14 protein-coding genes are annotated in these 15,287 nt (G+C 35.4%); 3 read left to right on the top strand and 11 right to left on the bottom strand.

The annotated features are described in order from the left end of the window. Positions 1-5: 5 nt before the first annotated feature. Both PGC35_RS12880 and PGC35_RS12875 read left to right on the top strand, forming a co-directional pair. Positions 6-653 carry an acetoin utilization AcuB family protein gene (locus PGC35_RS12880; RefSeq protein WP_375219436.1) on the top strand — a complete coding sequence of 216 codons (648 nt, stop codon included), beginning with the start codon at positions 6-8 and terminating at the stop codon, positions 651-653. Then, entirely contained in the window at positions 623-1,825 is a 1,203-nt protein-coding gene (locus PGC35_RS12875) for an acetoin utilization protein AcuC (protein ID WP_375219435.1), read from the top strand. The genes PGC35_RS12880 and PGC35_RS12875 overlap by 31 nt, the downstream gene beginning before the upstream one ends. Before the next feature lie 66 nt (positions 1,826-1,891). On the opposite strand, the gene ccpA is transcribed toward PGC35_RS12875, so the two are convergent. Next, positions 1,892-2,890, bottom strand: a complete 999-nt coding sequence (gene ccpA, locus PGC35_RS12870) for a catabolite control protein A (protein WP_053588594.1) — start codon at positions 2,888-2,890, stop codon at positions 1,892-1,894. 143 nt (positions 2,891-3,033) lie between these two features. Continuing rightward, the gene (locus PGC35_RS12865; protein WP_053588593.1) at positions 3,034-4,119 is read right to left on the bottom strand and encodes a bifunctional 3-deoxy-7-phosphoheptulonate synthase/chorismate mutase; all 1,086 of its coding nucleotides are present in this window, start codon (positions 4,117-4,119) and stop codon (positions 3,034-3,036) included. Between the two features lie 164 nt (positions 4,120-4,283). On the opposite strand from PGC35_RS12865, the gene PGC35_RS12860 reads away from it, so the two are divergent. Then, positions 4,284-6,422 carry a cell division protein FtsA gene (locus tag PGC35_RS12860; RefSeq protein WP_375219434.1) on the top strand — a complete coding sequence of 713 codons (2,139 nt, stop codon included), beginning with the start codon at positions 4,284-4,286 and terminating at the stop codon, positions 6,420-6,422. Positions 6,423-6,724: 302 nt separating this feature from the next. On the opposite strand, the gene PGC35_RS12855 is transcribed toward PGC35_RS12860, so the two are convergent. From PGC35_RS12855 to PGC35_RS12815, 9 genes are all read right to left on the bottom strand, one after another. After that, positions 6,725-7,312, bottom strand: a complete 588-nt coding sequence (locus PGC35_RS12855) for a YtxH domain-containing protein (RefSeq protein WP_053588591.1) — start codon at positions 7,310-7,312, stop codon at positions 6,725-6,727. 17 nt (positions 7,313-7,329) lie between these two features. Beyond that, on the bottom strand, positions 7,330-7,788 hold the full coding sequence (locus tag PGC35_RS12850; protein WP_056832944.1) for a DUF948 domain-containing protein: 459 nt from the start codon (positions 7,786-7,788) through the stop codon (positions 7,330-7,332). A 289-nt stretch (positions 7,789-8,077) separates the two neighbouring features. Further along, positions 8,078-9,382, bottom strand: coding sequence for a UDP-N-acetylmuramate--L-alanine ligase (murC, locus tag PGC35_RS12845; protein ID WP_375219433.1), 1,305 nt, complete (start codon positions 9,380-9,382; stop codon positions 8,078-8,080). Positions 9,383-9,507: 125 nt separating this feature from the next. Next, positions 9,508-11,976, bottom strand: a complete 2,469-nt coding sequence (locus PGC35_RS12840) for a DNA translocase FtsK (protein ID WP_375219432.1) — start codon at positions 11,974-11,976, stop codon at positions 9,508-9,510. Positions 11,977-12,210: 234 nt separating this feature from the next. Then, a complete protein-coding gene (gene ytpR, locus PGC35_RS12835) occupies positions 12,211-12,816 on the bottom strand; it encodes a YtpR family tRNA-binding protein (RefSeq protein ID WP_053588587.1) in 606 nt (201 codons plus the stop codon). After that, complete coding sequence (locus tag PGC35_RS12830; RefSeq protein ID WP_375219431.1) at positions 12,813-13,628, bottom strand: DUF1444 family protein; 816 nt, start codon at positions 13,626-13,628, stop codon at positions 12,813-12,815. Before PGC35_RS12830 ends, ytpR begins: the two co-directional genes overlap by 4 nt. Positions 13,629-13,688: 60 nt before the next feature. Beyond that, the gene (locus PGC35_RS12825; protein WP_053588585.1) at positions 13,689-14,000 is read right to left on the bottom strand and encodes a thioredoxin family protein; all 312 of its coding nucleotides are present in this window, start codon (positions 13,998-14,000) and stop codon (positions 13,689-13,691) included. 13 nt (positions 14,001-14,013) lie between these two features. Continuing rightward, positions 14,014-14,526: a hypothetical protein gene (locus PGC35_RS12820; protein WP_053588584.1), complete on the bottom strand. Its 513-nt coding sequence runs from the start codon at positions 14,524-14,526 to the stop codon at positions 14,014-14,016. Positions 14,527-14,654: 128 nt separating this feature from the next. Beyond that, entirely contained in the window at positions 14,655-15,176 is a 522-nt protein-coding gene (locus tag PGC35_RS12815) for a DUF84 family protein (RefSeq protein ID WP_375219430.1), read from the bottom strand. Between the last annotated feature and the right edge of the window lie 111 nt (positions 15,177-15,287).

Raw genomic sequence — 15,287 nt, 5'->3', positions numbered from 1 at the left:
TTCTAATGTTAGTTGAAGAAATTATGAATACATCGGTTCCAACCTTAACCCCTTCACATACGATCAACGATGCAATCACGCTATTAAAAGAAAAAAAAATACGTCACTTACCTATCATAAACAAAGACCGAGAAGTAGTTGGAGTGGTAACGGACAGAGATTTAAAGGAAGCAACCCCTTCCACTCTTCAAAGCGTTCTTCATAATGATATATATGAACGTCCATTAGAAGAAATTATGACTAAAAACCCCATTACCGGTCATCCTTTAGACTTTGTCGAAGAGACAGCTAGTATTTTTTATGATAATAGAATTGGGTGTCTGCCAATTGTCAGTAAAGGTAAATTAGTAGGGATGATTACCGAATCTGACTTATTGTATAAGTTTATTGAACTAACTGGAGTTCATCAACCCGGTTCTCAAATCGAAGTTCGTGTACCCAACAGACCAGGGGTATTATTTGAGGTTTCAAAAATTTTCTACGAACAGAAGTTAAATGTATTAAGCGTTCTTGTATATCCCGATAAAGTGCAAAATGATTATAAAATATTAGTATTGCGTGTTAAAACCATGAATCCTCTTAAGCTTATTGAAGCGATTAAAGCAGAAGGATTTGAGGTATTATGGCCAAACCATCCAGGAATGAACGTATGAAGAAAAATGCCGTTTTTATCTTTTCAGAAAATCAGTTAGGCTATAAATTTTCTGACACGCATCCATTTAACCAAAAACGATTAACATTAACTGTTGATTTATTAAAAGAAATGAATGCGTTATCATTATCGGATATAGTCCCACCAAGAACTGCAACAGAGGAAGAATTAAGCTTAATACACGACACCCAATATATTGATATTGTTAAAAAAGCAAGCTTAGAGACTGGTGACACAAGTATTTATGAAAGCTATGGGATTGGCACCGAAGATACACCAATCTTTCCGCATATGCATGAAGCTAGTGCCAGTTTAGTAGGTGGAACGCTAACCGCCGTAGATTATGTGATGGAAGGTAAAGCATCACATGCCCTCAATCTAGGCGGTGGACTTCATCATGGTTTTAAAGGACGGGCATCGGGTTTCTGTATTTATAATGATAGCTCAGTTGCCATTAAATATATGCAGGAAAAATATAATGCTCGTGTACTGTATATTGACACAGACGCCCACCATGGGGATGGTGTTCAATGGAGTTTTTACGATGATCCTAATGTATGCACTATTTCAATTCATGAAACGGGAAGATATCTATTCCCCGGTACAGGTAATATTACAGAAAGAGGTTCTGGAGAAGGGTATGGTACTTCCTTTAATTTTCCAATAGATGCTTTTACAGAGGATGATTCATTTTTAGAGGTTTATCGTACAGCTCTTAGCGAGATTATAGAATCATTTAAACCAGATGTTATCTTAAGTCAAAATGGCGCTGATGCGCATTATTTTGACCCTTTAACACATTTGTATGGTTCGATGAAGATATATCGAGAAATTCCTAAACTGGCCCATGAGTTGGCTCATAAGTATTGTGACGGAAAATGGATTGCAGTAGGTGGTGGTGGTTATGATATTTGGAGAGTAGTTCCACGTGCATGGTCATTGCTTTGGATGGAAATGAATGACTTTAAAACAACCGAAGGAGAACTACCGAAAGCCTGGCTCGAACGTTGGTCTAAGGAATCTCCTATCCCCCTTATACCAACATGGATGGATCCTAATCCGTTATTTGAACCGATTCCTCGAAAAGCGGAGATAACAGAGAAAAATAAACAAATGTTAGACAAGGCGTTATTTTTATTACGTCAACAGAGTTCATACAAAAAACACCAGTAGCCTAAAAGGTTCTGGTGTTTTAATATTATGCAATTACATTCACTTTCTTGATACTAAATAGGATGATTATTTAACAGAATCTCTTTCTTCAATACGATATGGAAGAACTACTGTATGTTCATCTATTTTTTCTTTATTCATAAACTTTGTTAATAGTCTCATGGAAACTGCTCCAATGTCGTATAAAGGTAATACAACACTCGTAAGTTGCGGTCTTACCATACGAGCTAATTTGGAATTTTCAAAGCTGATTACTTCAATGTCTTCTGGCACTTTTAGTCCACTGTCTTGAGCCCCATGGATCAATCCGATTGCTATTTCATCATTACCTGCAAAAAATGCTGTCGGAGGGTTTTTTAATTTACTTAGTTCTTCCCAAGCTAGAAGACCGTCGTCATATGTATTTTCGACGCCAACAATTAGATCTGTATCTATTTCGATACCAGCTGCATCAAGCGCCTTTTCGTAGCCAGAAAGTTTATATAGTCGATTAATCGTCGAAGATATAGAGCCCGATACAAAAGCAATTCGTTTATGTCCGTTTTGTAGTAAACGATTGACTGCATCAACTGCTGCTTCATGGTATTCAATATTAACAGAAGGAAATGCATTAGTCGTTTCAATTGTGCCTGCTAAAACGATAGGCACTTGAGATCTTTCCATCTCATGTAGCATGTCATTTGTTACTTGGTCACTCATCATAACTATTCCATCTACTTGTTTACTGAACAAAGTGGATAAAAGCTGTACTTCTTTATCTTCTTGTTGATCGGAATTCGTTAAAATAATATTATAACGGTACATCGTTGCAATATCTTCTATACCACGCACAAGTTCAGCATAAAATACATTTGAAATATCCGGGATAATTACCCCAACTGTTTTTGTTTTTTTACTTGCTAAACCTCTTGCAACTGCATTTGGACGATAATCTAATCGTTCTATCACTGCTAAAACTTTTTGACGAGTTGCCGGTTTTACATTTTGGTTCCCATTTACTACACGTGAAACGGTTGCCATCGACACATTTGCTTCTCTCGCTACATCATATATAGTAATAGTCAATGCATACCCCTCCTTCACTACTCTGAATAATTATACTTTAAATAATACTTCATTTCCTATGTAACTTTCAATCAAATAGTAAAACCGACCCTAAAAAGAGTCGGTTTTGTGGCAATTCTCTGTCAAAACTAATGATTTTCTAATTATGCATGCACTTCATGAGTTTTCATGAATTTTTGCAGGGAGTCATAGAATTCATCAAATTGTTGTAAATTCATTTGTTGAGCTGCATCCGATAATGCAACAGCTGGATCAGGATGCACCTCAGCCATAACACCGTCAGCACCAATAGCAATAGCGGCTTTAGCAGCAGGTAACAAAATATCTCTTCGTCCAGTTGAGTGGGTTACATCCACAAATACCGGTAAATGTGTTTCTTGCTTTAAAATAGGAACAGCTGAAATATCTAATGTATTTCTTGTCGCTCTTTCGTAAGTACGAATGCCTCGTTCACATAAAATGATTTGGTCATTTCCTTGAGACATAATGTATTCAGCGGCATGAATGAATTCATCTAATGTAGCTGCGATACCACGTTTTAGTAATACCGGTTTGTTAATAGAACCAACTGCTTTTAATAATTCAAAGTTTTGCATATTACGAGCGCCAACTTGCACAACATCAACGTAGTCAAGCGCTTCTTCTAAGTGGCTAGGGGTAACAATTTCTGATACGACAGCTAGACCATATTCTTGGGAAATTTGTTTTAATATTTTTAAACCTTCTAATCCAAGTCCTTGGAAATCGTATGGTGACGTACGTGGCTTGTATGCCCCACCTCTGATTAACTTTAACCCTTTGGATTGAATTGCAGCTGCTACTTCAGCAACTTGCGTATAAGATTCAACCGCACAAGGACCAAATACAAAAGATGGTGCTCCAGTTCCAATTTTCTCACCATTGATCTCAACAATTGTATCAGTTGATTTCTTTTTACGTGAAACAAGAAGTGCTTTCTTTTGATCATCCACTTGCAATTCTAGAGCTGTTTTAAAAATTTCCTTAAAAATATGCTCAACAGTTGACTGTGGTAGTGGCCCAGAATTATTCTCTTTTAAGTGATCTAACATGTGTCGTTCACGAAGAGGATCGTATCTGTTTACACCTTGCTTTTCTTTTACTCTTCCAATCTCTTGTACTACTCCTGCTCTTTCGTTAATTAACTGTAGGATTTCTACGTTAATCTCATCTACACGTGCGCGTAATCCATCTAAATCTACATGACTCATGATACTTCTCCTCTCTTTCTCTTCATCGACACTTTCTATCGCCTGAAAATTATGATACATTTTTAGTTATAAGACTTATTATAATCAATGCTTGCGAGAAAGTCACGCTTTTTATTTTAGCGCTTCAACTCGCTAAAGTATTTGTCTAAAAAGGACGTGGGAAATTGTTACCTAAATTATTTGCACTCGATATTGGAACGAGATCTGTAGTTGGAATTATTTTAGAAGAACGCGACCAATCATTTCATGTTGTAGATATTTTAGTTGAGGAGCATAAAGAACGTGCAATGGTGGATGGTCAAATACATAATGTATTGAAAGTAGCAGAAGCAATTAATACGATAAAAACAAAATTAGAAGAAAAACATGGTCCACTTAAAAAAGTTAGTGTGGCAGCTGCTGGAAGAGCTTTAAAAACTGAACAAGCATCTGTCCAAATGGATATTAAAAATCGACCAATATTTTCTGAAGAAGACATTAGTCGTTTGGAGCTTTCCGCCGTTCAAAAAGCACAAACAAATTTAGTACAAAAAGATATCGATAAGCAATCTAGTCATTATTATTGCGTAGGATATAGTGTATTATACTATCGATTGGATGGAGAAGAAATTGGAAGCTTAGTTGATCAGCAAGGAACTGAAGCATCCATTGAAGTAATTGCTACATTTTTACCACGGGTAGTCGTAGAATCGTTGTTATCTGCATTAAAACGTGCAGATTTAGAAATGGAAGCATTAACACTTGAACCGATAGCGGCCATAAATGTTTTAATTCCTTCATCAATGAGACGTTTAAATGTAGCATTAGTTGATATAGGTGCAGGAACTTCGGATATCGCTATAACAGATCATGGAACGGTAGTAGCTTATGGAATGGTTCCAATAGCTGGAGATGAAATAACAGAAGCATTAAGTGATCATTATTTATTAGATTTCCCTTTTGCTGAGGAGGCAAAAAGATCTATTAATCAAAACGAGTGTATACATATTCAAGATATATTAGGTTTTGATCAGGAAATACCTAAGGATGAAGTAATTGATGTTCTTCGACCAGCAACTAAAGTGTTAGCGGCTGCTATTTCTTCGGAAATATTACGATTGAACAATAATAAGTCAACGAAAGCAGTAATGCTAGTCGGTGGAGGCAGTTTGACTCCTGAACTTACAACTATACTTGCAGAAGAATTGAACTTGCCAGAAAATCGAGTAGCTGTACGAGGAATCGATGCTATTCAAAACTTAACTAAGGAAGAACATATTCCGGTAACTCCAGAGCTAGTTACTCCTATCGGTATAGCCATTGCCGCAAAGCGTGCACCTATACAATACATGTCTATTGAAGTAAACAAACAAATAGTACGTCTTTTCGAATTGAAGGAAATGACAGTTGGAGACGCTTTTCTTGCTGCAAATATTTCTGCAAGAAAATTATATGGAAAACCTGGAGCTGCCCTTGCTGTTCAAGTAAATGGACAAGATATTTATATTCCTGGAGAACATGGAAAGCCAGCAATTATTCATCTAAATGGACAAGAAGCAAACACGAAAACAATCATTCAAAGCAATGACCGTATTGAGCTATTGGAAGGACAGGATGGAAGACCAGGAGAAGCTACTGTTCGTGACCTTCTAGATGATGCATCCGTTAAAACTGTTACCTTCCAAGGGGTTATGCATATTGTGGAGCCTATAGTGCGAGTAAATGGAGAAAAGGTCACTCTGGATACACCATTGAAAGAAAGGGACAAGGTTATTGTTGAAACTCCACAAACCGTTGAACAAATATTACTAGCTATTCAAAAAGGAAGCTATCTTACACAGCTAAAACCTTATACGATTACAATAAATGAAAAGAATCACTATATACCTGATTTTACTTCACATATTCTCTTAAATGAAAATCCAGTGAAACTGCAATACCCAGTCCAAGATAATGACAACATACAAATAAAAATTGTTAGCGCCCCTTCCCTTCAAGAGATTGCTAATAAACTAGATAAAAGTTTAGATAATCGAATGAAAGTTATTTTTCAAAACGAGGAAATAGAATTGTATAAAGAGTGTGCTATTGTTACCTCAGGTGATTTTAAACTTACCTCACAGGACATCATTCCAAATGAATCTATTCTTCTATGGCAAGAAATAAATACATCTCCTTGGATCTTTCAAGATGTATTTCGTTTCTCCAATTGGACTTTACCAGATGTAGCTAGTTCATTTCAAATATTGAAAAATGGGCAAACATCTGGTTTCGACGAAGAAATATTTGGTGGAGACCATTTAGAAATAATATTTAATAATTAAGATCCTTATATAATACATGGACATTTTATTGTCCAGTTTATCGAATTTAATTCGTAAGTAAAACTAGAGCAAATTATTATCACTTAATTTTTTCAATTAGTTTATTGAAAATCATTGAAAAAGGTGACACTCCTGTGGGAATAGCGTTAGCCGCAGAACACGCAGTTGAGGGGAAGGGAGCCGTTTCAACGATTTTCTTATTTATCGGATGACAGGTTTTCCTTACTAGAACACATTCCTTTTAATCGTAAAAAAAGTGGTAATCCTTTTTCTAAAGGACTACCACTTTATTATTTATTTATTTATTTATTTGATTTGTTTTCTACGATTGCCTCTTTTATTGCTTCTGCTACAACGGTTGAATTTTCTTCTTGCTTATCCTGTTCTGCCGTTAACTCTTCCGTCGTATGAGAAATGGTTTCCATAAAATCCATTGGCTCTTCACCTTCATAAGATGCAGTTCCATCGTCTAAAGGAGATGTTGGTGTACCTTTAATAGACTTTACTTTATCCACGATTTGACCAGATTGTTCTTGTAATTGTTTAGACAATTGAGTGGTCTTCTCTTTCGCAGTAGAAGATAGATCCATTGTTTTATCTTTTAACTGATTCGCTTGCGTTGAAATATTTCCTCGTAGCTCAGTACCAGTCTTTGGTGCCAATAATAGAGCAGTTGCAGCACCGATGATTCCACCTACGAACATTCCTAATATAAAGTCTTTTCCTCCCGATCCTTCCTCGCGATAAATATAATCTCTACTTTCGTTATAATATGGTTGAGGCGGATAGGTTGGTTGAACCTGCTTGTTATAGGATGCCGGATTATCGTAATACTCTGCATTGTACTTTGAATCGTTATAATTTGGTTTATTGTGGTCATAGTTGCTCATTTAAATTCCTCCAATAATTATAAATTTTTTTCTGATTCATAAGAATAATATCCTGCTTCTTCTAATGCTTTACGCTCTTTCCATTTGTCACGTATGCCAAACAAGATATTACTCCATTGGACAACCTGTGCAATCTTTTCTTCATTTTTTTCTACTTCCGTTGTTACAGAAGTAGTAATTCGTTGAATAGAATTGTTTAAACCTGTTACGGAAGTTCCAACGTTCTTTACTGCATCAACTACAGTATTTAATTTTTCTGATTTTTCTTGAATGTCAACTGCTAATTCATTTGTTTTATGAAGTAGCTCTGCAGTTTCTTTCGTGACATTTTGTAAATTTGTATCTAGCCCTTCTAGCGTATTTGCAACATTATTTAATGTCTTCTTAACAGAAAACAACGTAACTGCAAGGCTTATACAAAGTACCAAGAATGCTATTGCGGCTATAATAGCGGCTATGTATAAGAGATTTTCCATTTTGTATCCTCCTTCAGTTGTTATACATAATTTTACCCCAAAAGAATTAAATTAAACTTCTTTCTCTATATTACTATACTACGTTTCTTATAAAAATCCTTTAAAAAAATGCTTAATCCTAAATGGATTAAGCATTTTTAAACTTTCTTAAAAATTGAGATGCTTATAATAATTTCTATAATTCGCGACATCCGTGTAACAACAGTTGCACGACCCACGACATATATTCTGGCTCACCAGCAAAGTTACTTTGCGACGAGTAATCGAAAGAGGAATAATTAAAGGTTTGTCAACAGTCTGAAAGTTTTTGTTCAAAAGCTTGTTGATACTTTTGAACATCTCCAGCACCCATGAATAAGAAGATGGCATTTTCATGAGCTAGCAGCTGATCTACCGTTTCTTCGTTTAAAATATGGCTTCCTTCAATAATATCTGCTAACGTTTGAATAGTTAAGTCTCCAGCATTTTCTCTAGCAGACCCAAAAATTTCACAAAGGTATACTTGATCAGCTAGGCTTAAACTTTCTGCAAACTCAGTTAAGAACTTTTGAGTTCTTGTAAATGTGTGCGGTTGAAAAATAGCAACAATTTTTCGAGTTGGAAATTTTTGTCTTGCTGATTGTACCGTTGCTGTTATCTCAGTAGGGTGGTGAGCATAATCATCAATAAGAACACGATTATCTATAGCTGTCTCTGTAAAGCGTCTTTTAACGCCTTCAAACGTTTCTAAACCTTTTTGAATAATATCTGCCGGTACATGTTCATAATGGCAAAGAGATATAACAGATAAAGAATTTAGCACTGCATGATCTCCAAACATTGGAATTGAAAAACGATGATAAAACTCGTTGCGAACAAACACATCAAATGAAGTGCCCTCTGTTGTTTTTTCTAAGTTTCTAGCAGCAAAATCATTGTGCTCCCCAAAACCGTAGTAAAGCACTGGAACAGGCGCTTTAATTTTTTGCAGATACGTGTCATCTCCACAAGCAATTATTCCCTTTTTCACTTGCATAGCCATAGATTGAAAAGCTTGGAAGACATCATCAATATCGTTAAAATAATCTGGATGATCAAAATCAATATTAGTCATAATCGCATAATCTGGATTGTAAGCTAAAAAGTGTCTTCGGTACTCACATGCTTCAAAAACAAAATTGGAAGCATCCTTCACCCCTTTCCCTGTTCCATCACCAATTAAATAAGATGTTGGTTTATAGCCACTTAACACATGTGAAAGTAATCCTGTTGTTGATGTCTTACCATGTGCACCTGTAACAGCTATGGAAGTAAATTGACCCATATAGTCACCTAAAAAATCATGATATCGAATTACTTCCAAACCAAGCTCTTTTGCCTTCACTATCTCTGGATGGTTATCTGGGAAAGCGTTACCTGCAATAACGGTCATGCCTTCTTTAATATTATCATCATCAAATAACAAAACATTTATATCTCGTTCGTGTAATGGTTTTTCCGTAAAAAAATACTTCTCTATATCAGAGCCTTGTACTTCATTACCTACATCATGTAATATTTGTGCCAACGGGCTCATTCCAGACCCTTTAATGCCTGTAAAATGATATTTTGTCATACGTTGTAAACCTCCTGGGATTATCCCCACTTATATACATAAATCAGTTATCAATAGTATACTTCGTCTTAGTAGACGTATTCCCAATTATATCATTATTTAATCGGTAATATTAATAAACTATATTAACTAAATATTTGTTCAAGACTCTCGTTAGTTAGTAACACTTCTCTCGCTTTACTTCCCTTTTGCTCCGTAATATATCCATTTTCATACATAGCATCTATTAATCTAGCTGCTCTGTTATAGCCTAAATGGAACTTTCTTTGTAATAAAGAGGTAGATGCAGAACCTTGTTCTACAACAAATCGACATGCTTCTTCAAAAAGTTCATCCTGTTCTGTTACATTCTCTGCCTTTTGAAGCAATTCTTCTTGCTCAAACATGTACTCAGGAGTTCCTTGAGTTCTTGCATAATCAATGATATTTTCAATTTCATCATCCGTTACGAATGTACCTTGAATTCGTACTGGACTGGACATGCCATTTCCTTGGTAAAGCATATCCCCTTTCCCTAGTAATCTTTCTGCTCCTTGTTGATCTAATATAGTTCGAGAGTCAATTTGTGAAGAAACAGAAAAAGCAATTCGGGTTGGAATGTTTGCTTTGATAAGCCCCGTAATAACATCTACCGATGGTCGTTGGGTCGCTAATACTAAGTGAATACCACACGCTCTCGCTTTCTGGGCGATTCGACAGATTGCATCTTCCACTTCAGTAGGGGCCATCATCATTAAATCTGCAAGTTCATCTATTACGATGACGATATAAGGCAATTTCTGAGCAAATTGTCTCTTTTCTGTTGCCAATGTATTGTATCTACTAATATCTCTTACACCAATATGGGCAAATAATTGGTAGCGTCTTTCCATCTCATCTACTGCCCACTTCAATGCGGCAGTTGCTGCTTTCACATCTGTAATAACTGGGCTTACAAGATGAGGTATATGATTAAACGGCGCGAGTTCTACCATTTTGGGATCAATTAATAGGAGTTTCACTTCATCAGGAGTTGCTTTATATAAAAGACTTACGAGTAACGAATTTATAAATACTGATTTACCAGATCCTGTTGCACCTGCAATTAAGCCATGAGGCATTTTTCGCAAATCAAGCGTTACTGGTTTTCCCGTAAGATCTAACCCTAATGCTGCTTCAAGAGGAGAATCTGATTCCAGAAACACATTTGTATTAATCACTTCTGATAATCGTACAGCTCTTGATTTTCTATTAGGGATTTCAATTCCAATTGAACTTTTCCCTGGAATTGGTGCTTGGATACGTATATCTTTTGCAGCAAGCGCAAGTTTTAGATCATCCGCTAAATTACGAATTTTACTTACTTTTGTCCCATGACCTACTGTTATCTCAAATTGAGTTACTGCAGGACCTTGAACCATTTGAACAATTTCACCTGAAACTTGGAAATGGGATAATGCTTCTATAAGTGTAAATGCTTGTTCCTCCATCCACTCTCTATCTTCATTTTTCATTTCTGGAGGTAATAAATAGCTAAGATCGGGTCTTGCATAATTGGAATGCTCTGGTTGAGATTGCGTGTTTAAATCAATTTGACTTTGAATCGGTTGTAAAGTCACCGCTTTTACTTCTGGAGCATTCTTAGTCGGTTCTTTTATTAGCTTATTCATTTTTTCCTTATCTGATTTAAGCATTAGTACATTAAATGGTCGAATGTTTTCTTTCGGTACTATTTTTGTTTCTTCAACTGACTCTATTGGGTTGTCCATTATTTCATGTTTAACCTCTACTTCAGCTTCTGCTTCTGCTTCAACAATAGGTTCTGTAACTATAGGATCTATTTCAACTTCAAGAACCTCTACTTCCTGAGGAATAACAGTTACCGCAATTTCTTTCGTAACTATTTCTTGCTCAGCTTGTATTGGTGTACTTGCATCTATTTTAGTTTCCAGTTTTTTCGTAAAAACAACATCTGGGGAAGTCACTTGAGTAGAAGAAACTGTTTCTTCTTTATATGGTGACTCCTCGTCAGTTTTTATATGGTCCATTGACTCTTCCGCTTTATTTCCCCGTCTATTGGAGAATCCAAAAACTGGTGAAGGTACTTGTGTAGGATAAACTGTTATTTCTTTATATGATGCTTTCTGCTCAGCATCTTTATATTCCATCGACTCTTCCGTTTTATTTCCACGTCTTTTCGAAAATCCAAAAACTGGTGAAGGAACATCTGTAGGTGTAAACGCCTTTTTCCGTGTTTCAGTAATGGTCTCTTCTATTATTTCTTTTTTAGGAGTTCGTGGTATAACTGGAATTTCCTTTTTAGGAGCTCTGTGTACGACGACAGGTTGTAGTTTTCTTTGTTGCCACAGCTCTTGTGTATGAAGAGGTCTATAAGTTTCTTGTTCTGTTATATGTTTTTTCATCACTGGTTCTACATTTTGTTCTTCTTTTGGCTCTCCAAATAGAAATTGATCTTTTTCTTCATCTGGTATTAGTGGAAAACGAAAAGGTGTTTTCGATTTAGAGATAGAATCTGGTCTATCCTGTTCTACCAATTGTTCGATGTCTCTATATTCTTCTTCATTTTTAGCAAATAGTTTTTTTAACCAATTCAATTTCATCAACTCTTTCTAATAGATACATTTATTTTACCAATAAAAACGCTTAGCGTCCTTATTTTAAAGAATTTGAAATGAATTTGAAAAGAAGTACACCATAATAGGTGTACTTCTGATTGTAGATAAAATCATTTTTGGTAAATTTCTCCTTAGACTGTGTTGTAACCGCTTTTCAGTGCGAGCGTTTGCCAACAGTCTTAAGTACACCATATTAGGTGTATTTTCTCTTATTTATTGAAAAAATGAGCTTCCAATTTCTGATTGTTCATCCAAGATGAGAATCCCTTTTACTTCTGGAGCGTTTGGTAAATCTAGTTCTCTTGCTGAACATAGCATTCCACTAGACGCCACTCCTCGTAATTCTGCATCTTTAATAACCATACCAGATGGCATTACAGCCCCTACTTTTGCAACAACTACTTTTTGTCCCGCATCCACGTTCGGTGCTCCACAAACAATTTGCAACGTGCTACCACCGATGTTTACTTGGCAAACCTTTAATTTATCTGCGTTTGGATGTTGTTCTAATGATTCTACATAACCTACTACAAACTTTGGTGAAAGGTCTACATTTAGTTTATAATCTACTTCATTCGATTGGAGAGCTTGTTCTAGTTTGGCTACAAATTCTTCCGTTAAAGTTATATTTCCATTTTCCTGAATGTCAGCATATTTACTGAATTCGAAAATATTAATTGCTAAAACCTCATTAGTATTCGCATTTTTAATAAGTGTTACATCACCTTTGGATTCTGTAACTACTTTTTCAATTTTTTCTGATGTGAATTGAAGCAACAATACATCTCCAACTCCATTAAGGTTGTAAAAAACATTCATTTTTCTTCTTTCTCCTTCGCTACTCGATTTTTTGCCATAATAAATATTGGCTCTAAATCTCCATTTTCATATATAAATGATAAAGAGGTAATAGGTACAATTCCAACTGTAAAAAAGTGCATCGTCATTTGTGCCAAAACATCATACCCCGTCTCATTTCTTATATCACCAATTATCATAACATCTTGATGGGGTACAGAAATAGTCATATCTCCAACAATTAACTTTTTCATGTCTTTTAAAAGAGACTCATTGAGTATTCTACTTGCATCATAGCCATCGTTATTATTAAAAAAGTAAAATACATTTCCTGCTACTTCATCTTTTTTAAAATTATTTACTAAATTTCGAACTTGAAATAGCGCTCTTTCACGAATTTCAGTTTCCCGTATACCCCAACTCTGCAGCATTTTCTCATCTAGTAACCGATAAGTTTTTCCAAGGTCTAATGCATAATAAATTCTTGTTTCTGCTGTATGTTCTTTCGTAACAAATCGATTTCCTTCATTTGATTTTTCAGGGAAAGAGGTGGAACGAATGACCGGGTATACAGAAGAAGAAGGATCAATGTCCCCAGAAATTTCTTTTTCCATTGCTTGAAAAGTTTGATGAATGGTATACACAACTTCTTCAACGGCCAATTCTTTTTTTGTTTCAACCTTCGCTAAAATTGGTGGGATAGAAATATCTATACCCTTATTAAGTGCTTTATGAGTTAATCTAAGTTTATTCGTTTCCCTATTAAATTCGTAAAGAAATGTATCTTCCGATAACTTTTTTTTCAAAAGCTGTATTAGTTCTTGTGCTTTCATGCGTATTCCTACTTTCTCATAAATAAAACGGTCCACTAATTGTGAACCGCTCTGTTGTTGTTAGATTGTTTGAAGAAATGATTCGATTTCTTCTCTTGTTTTACGATCTTTGCTAACAAAACGTCCTTGTTCTTCCCCTTTATCATATACGATAAAGCTTGGAATTCCAAAAACATCTAATTGAATACAGAGATCAATAAATTTATCACGATCCACAGAAACAAATTGAAAGTCTGAAAACTTTTCTTCTACTTCATCCATAAATGGATCTATGAAATGACAGTCTGGACACCAGCCAGCAGTAAATTTAAACACTACCTTACTTTCTTGTATTAGTTGATTGAATTCTTCCACTGAAGTTAGGTTTTTCATTTTTCTTTCCTCCTTAGTCAGTTGAAATAGACCTTACAATCATCATCATTTTCTCTATATTAGAAGCGATATCTTGTTGTTTTGATATAGTAGTAAGCTTTATGCCGCCTATACTAGCTATAAGTTCAAAGTTTTCTTCACTACTCTCAATAATTGCAGCAAAACCAAACCTTCCGTTTTGTTCAAATGTATCTTTTTCAACTATTTTTAAATTTTTATTATCCATCATTAAATCATAATATAATTGACTTCCAGGAAGTTCATTGGGATTAACAAATAAAATATAGGAATCATTGCCTTTAGATAAAATAATGTTCGTTTGATCAGAGTCATCTTCAATAGAAAATCCACTAGGCAAAAAGATTTTCAAATTATCTACTGTTTTGTTGGGCTTTTCCGCATCCCCTTGAAACACTTCTTTTGCATTTTCCATGCCATCTTCCGCTTGTTCTTCAACTGAAGAACAGCCTACTAATAACAAGACAGCAAGTGACGCGATACATAACCGCATCCAATTTCGAGCCATTTACTTTCCTCCATTCAAAGCATAACTGCTATATATTTTATAGATGATTTCAGTCACTTGCAACTACAGGATACTTTCCATTTTCTTTATAGAAGAATTAGAAATCTAAGAGGCAAGTTCATTCTTATTTAGAGCTTCTTAGAAAGTTCGAATTGACCTATAAGTAATAACATAATATGCTCAAACATGTCGCTTCTAGACACAAGACCATTCGTAAATACACCGATTGCCCCTTCATCATGACGAATATCATTCTTATTAGTAAAGACGTCCATTATAGGACCAAGTTCCGATCCTGCCTTTAGCAAAACAGCAATTTCATTTGGAAGAGGTACACCTGCCCCTGTTGCAGAAAAAACTCTCCCACCTTTTGTTACAAGGGCACCCCAATTGCAGACATACATCGTCCCATCTATCTCTTTTACGCCACCTTCTAATCCTATTCCAAATTCAGCGTCAACATTCTCCACCATTAAGTGTTTTGCACGATTAATAGCACCTTGTCTTGTTTCCTCATCACTCATTGGTTGATTGGATACAAGTGAAGGGACATCCTTATTTTCAAATTCGGCATTTGGATAATATTTCGTTGATATAGTTATGACTGCTTTGGTTTTAGCTCTATTATTGGTTCCTATTAATATTTTCAAACATATTCTCTCCTAACTAGTAAAGGTTCTCGTGATGTTGACAGATTCATCTGAAAAATAGCACTCATACCTCAAGTGCTATTTCGACTTATTCATAAATAGTAATTTGAG

Origin of the sequence: Psychrobacillus sp. PGGUH221, from assembly GCF_042055255.1 — a bacterium.
In the GTDB taxonomy this organism is placed as follows: domain Bacteria; phylum Bacillota; class Bacilli; order Bacillales_A; family Planococcaceae; genus Psychrobacillus.
Note: the sequence above shows the minus strand (reverse complement) of the source record. Positions and strands in the feature narration are given on the sequence as shown.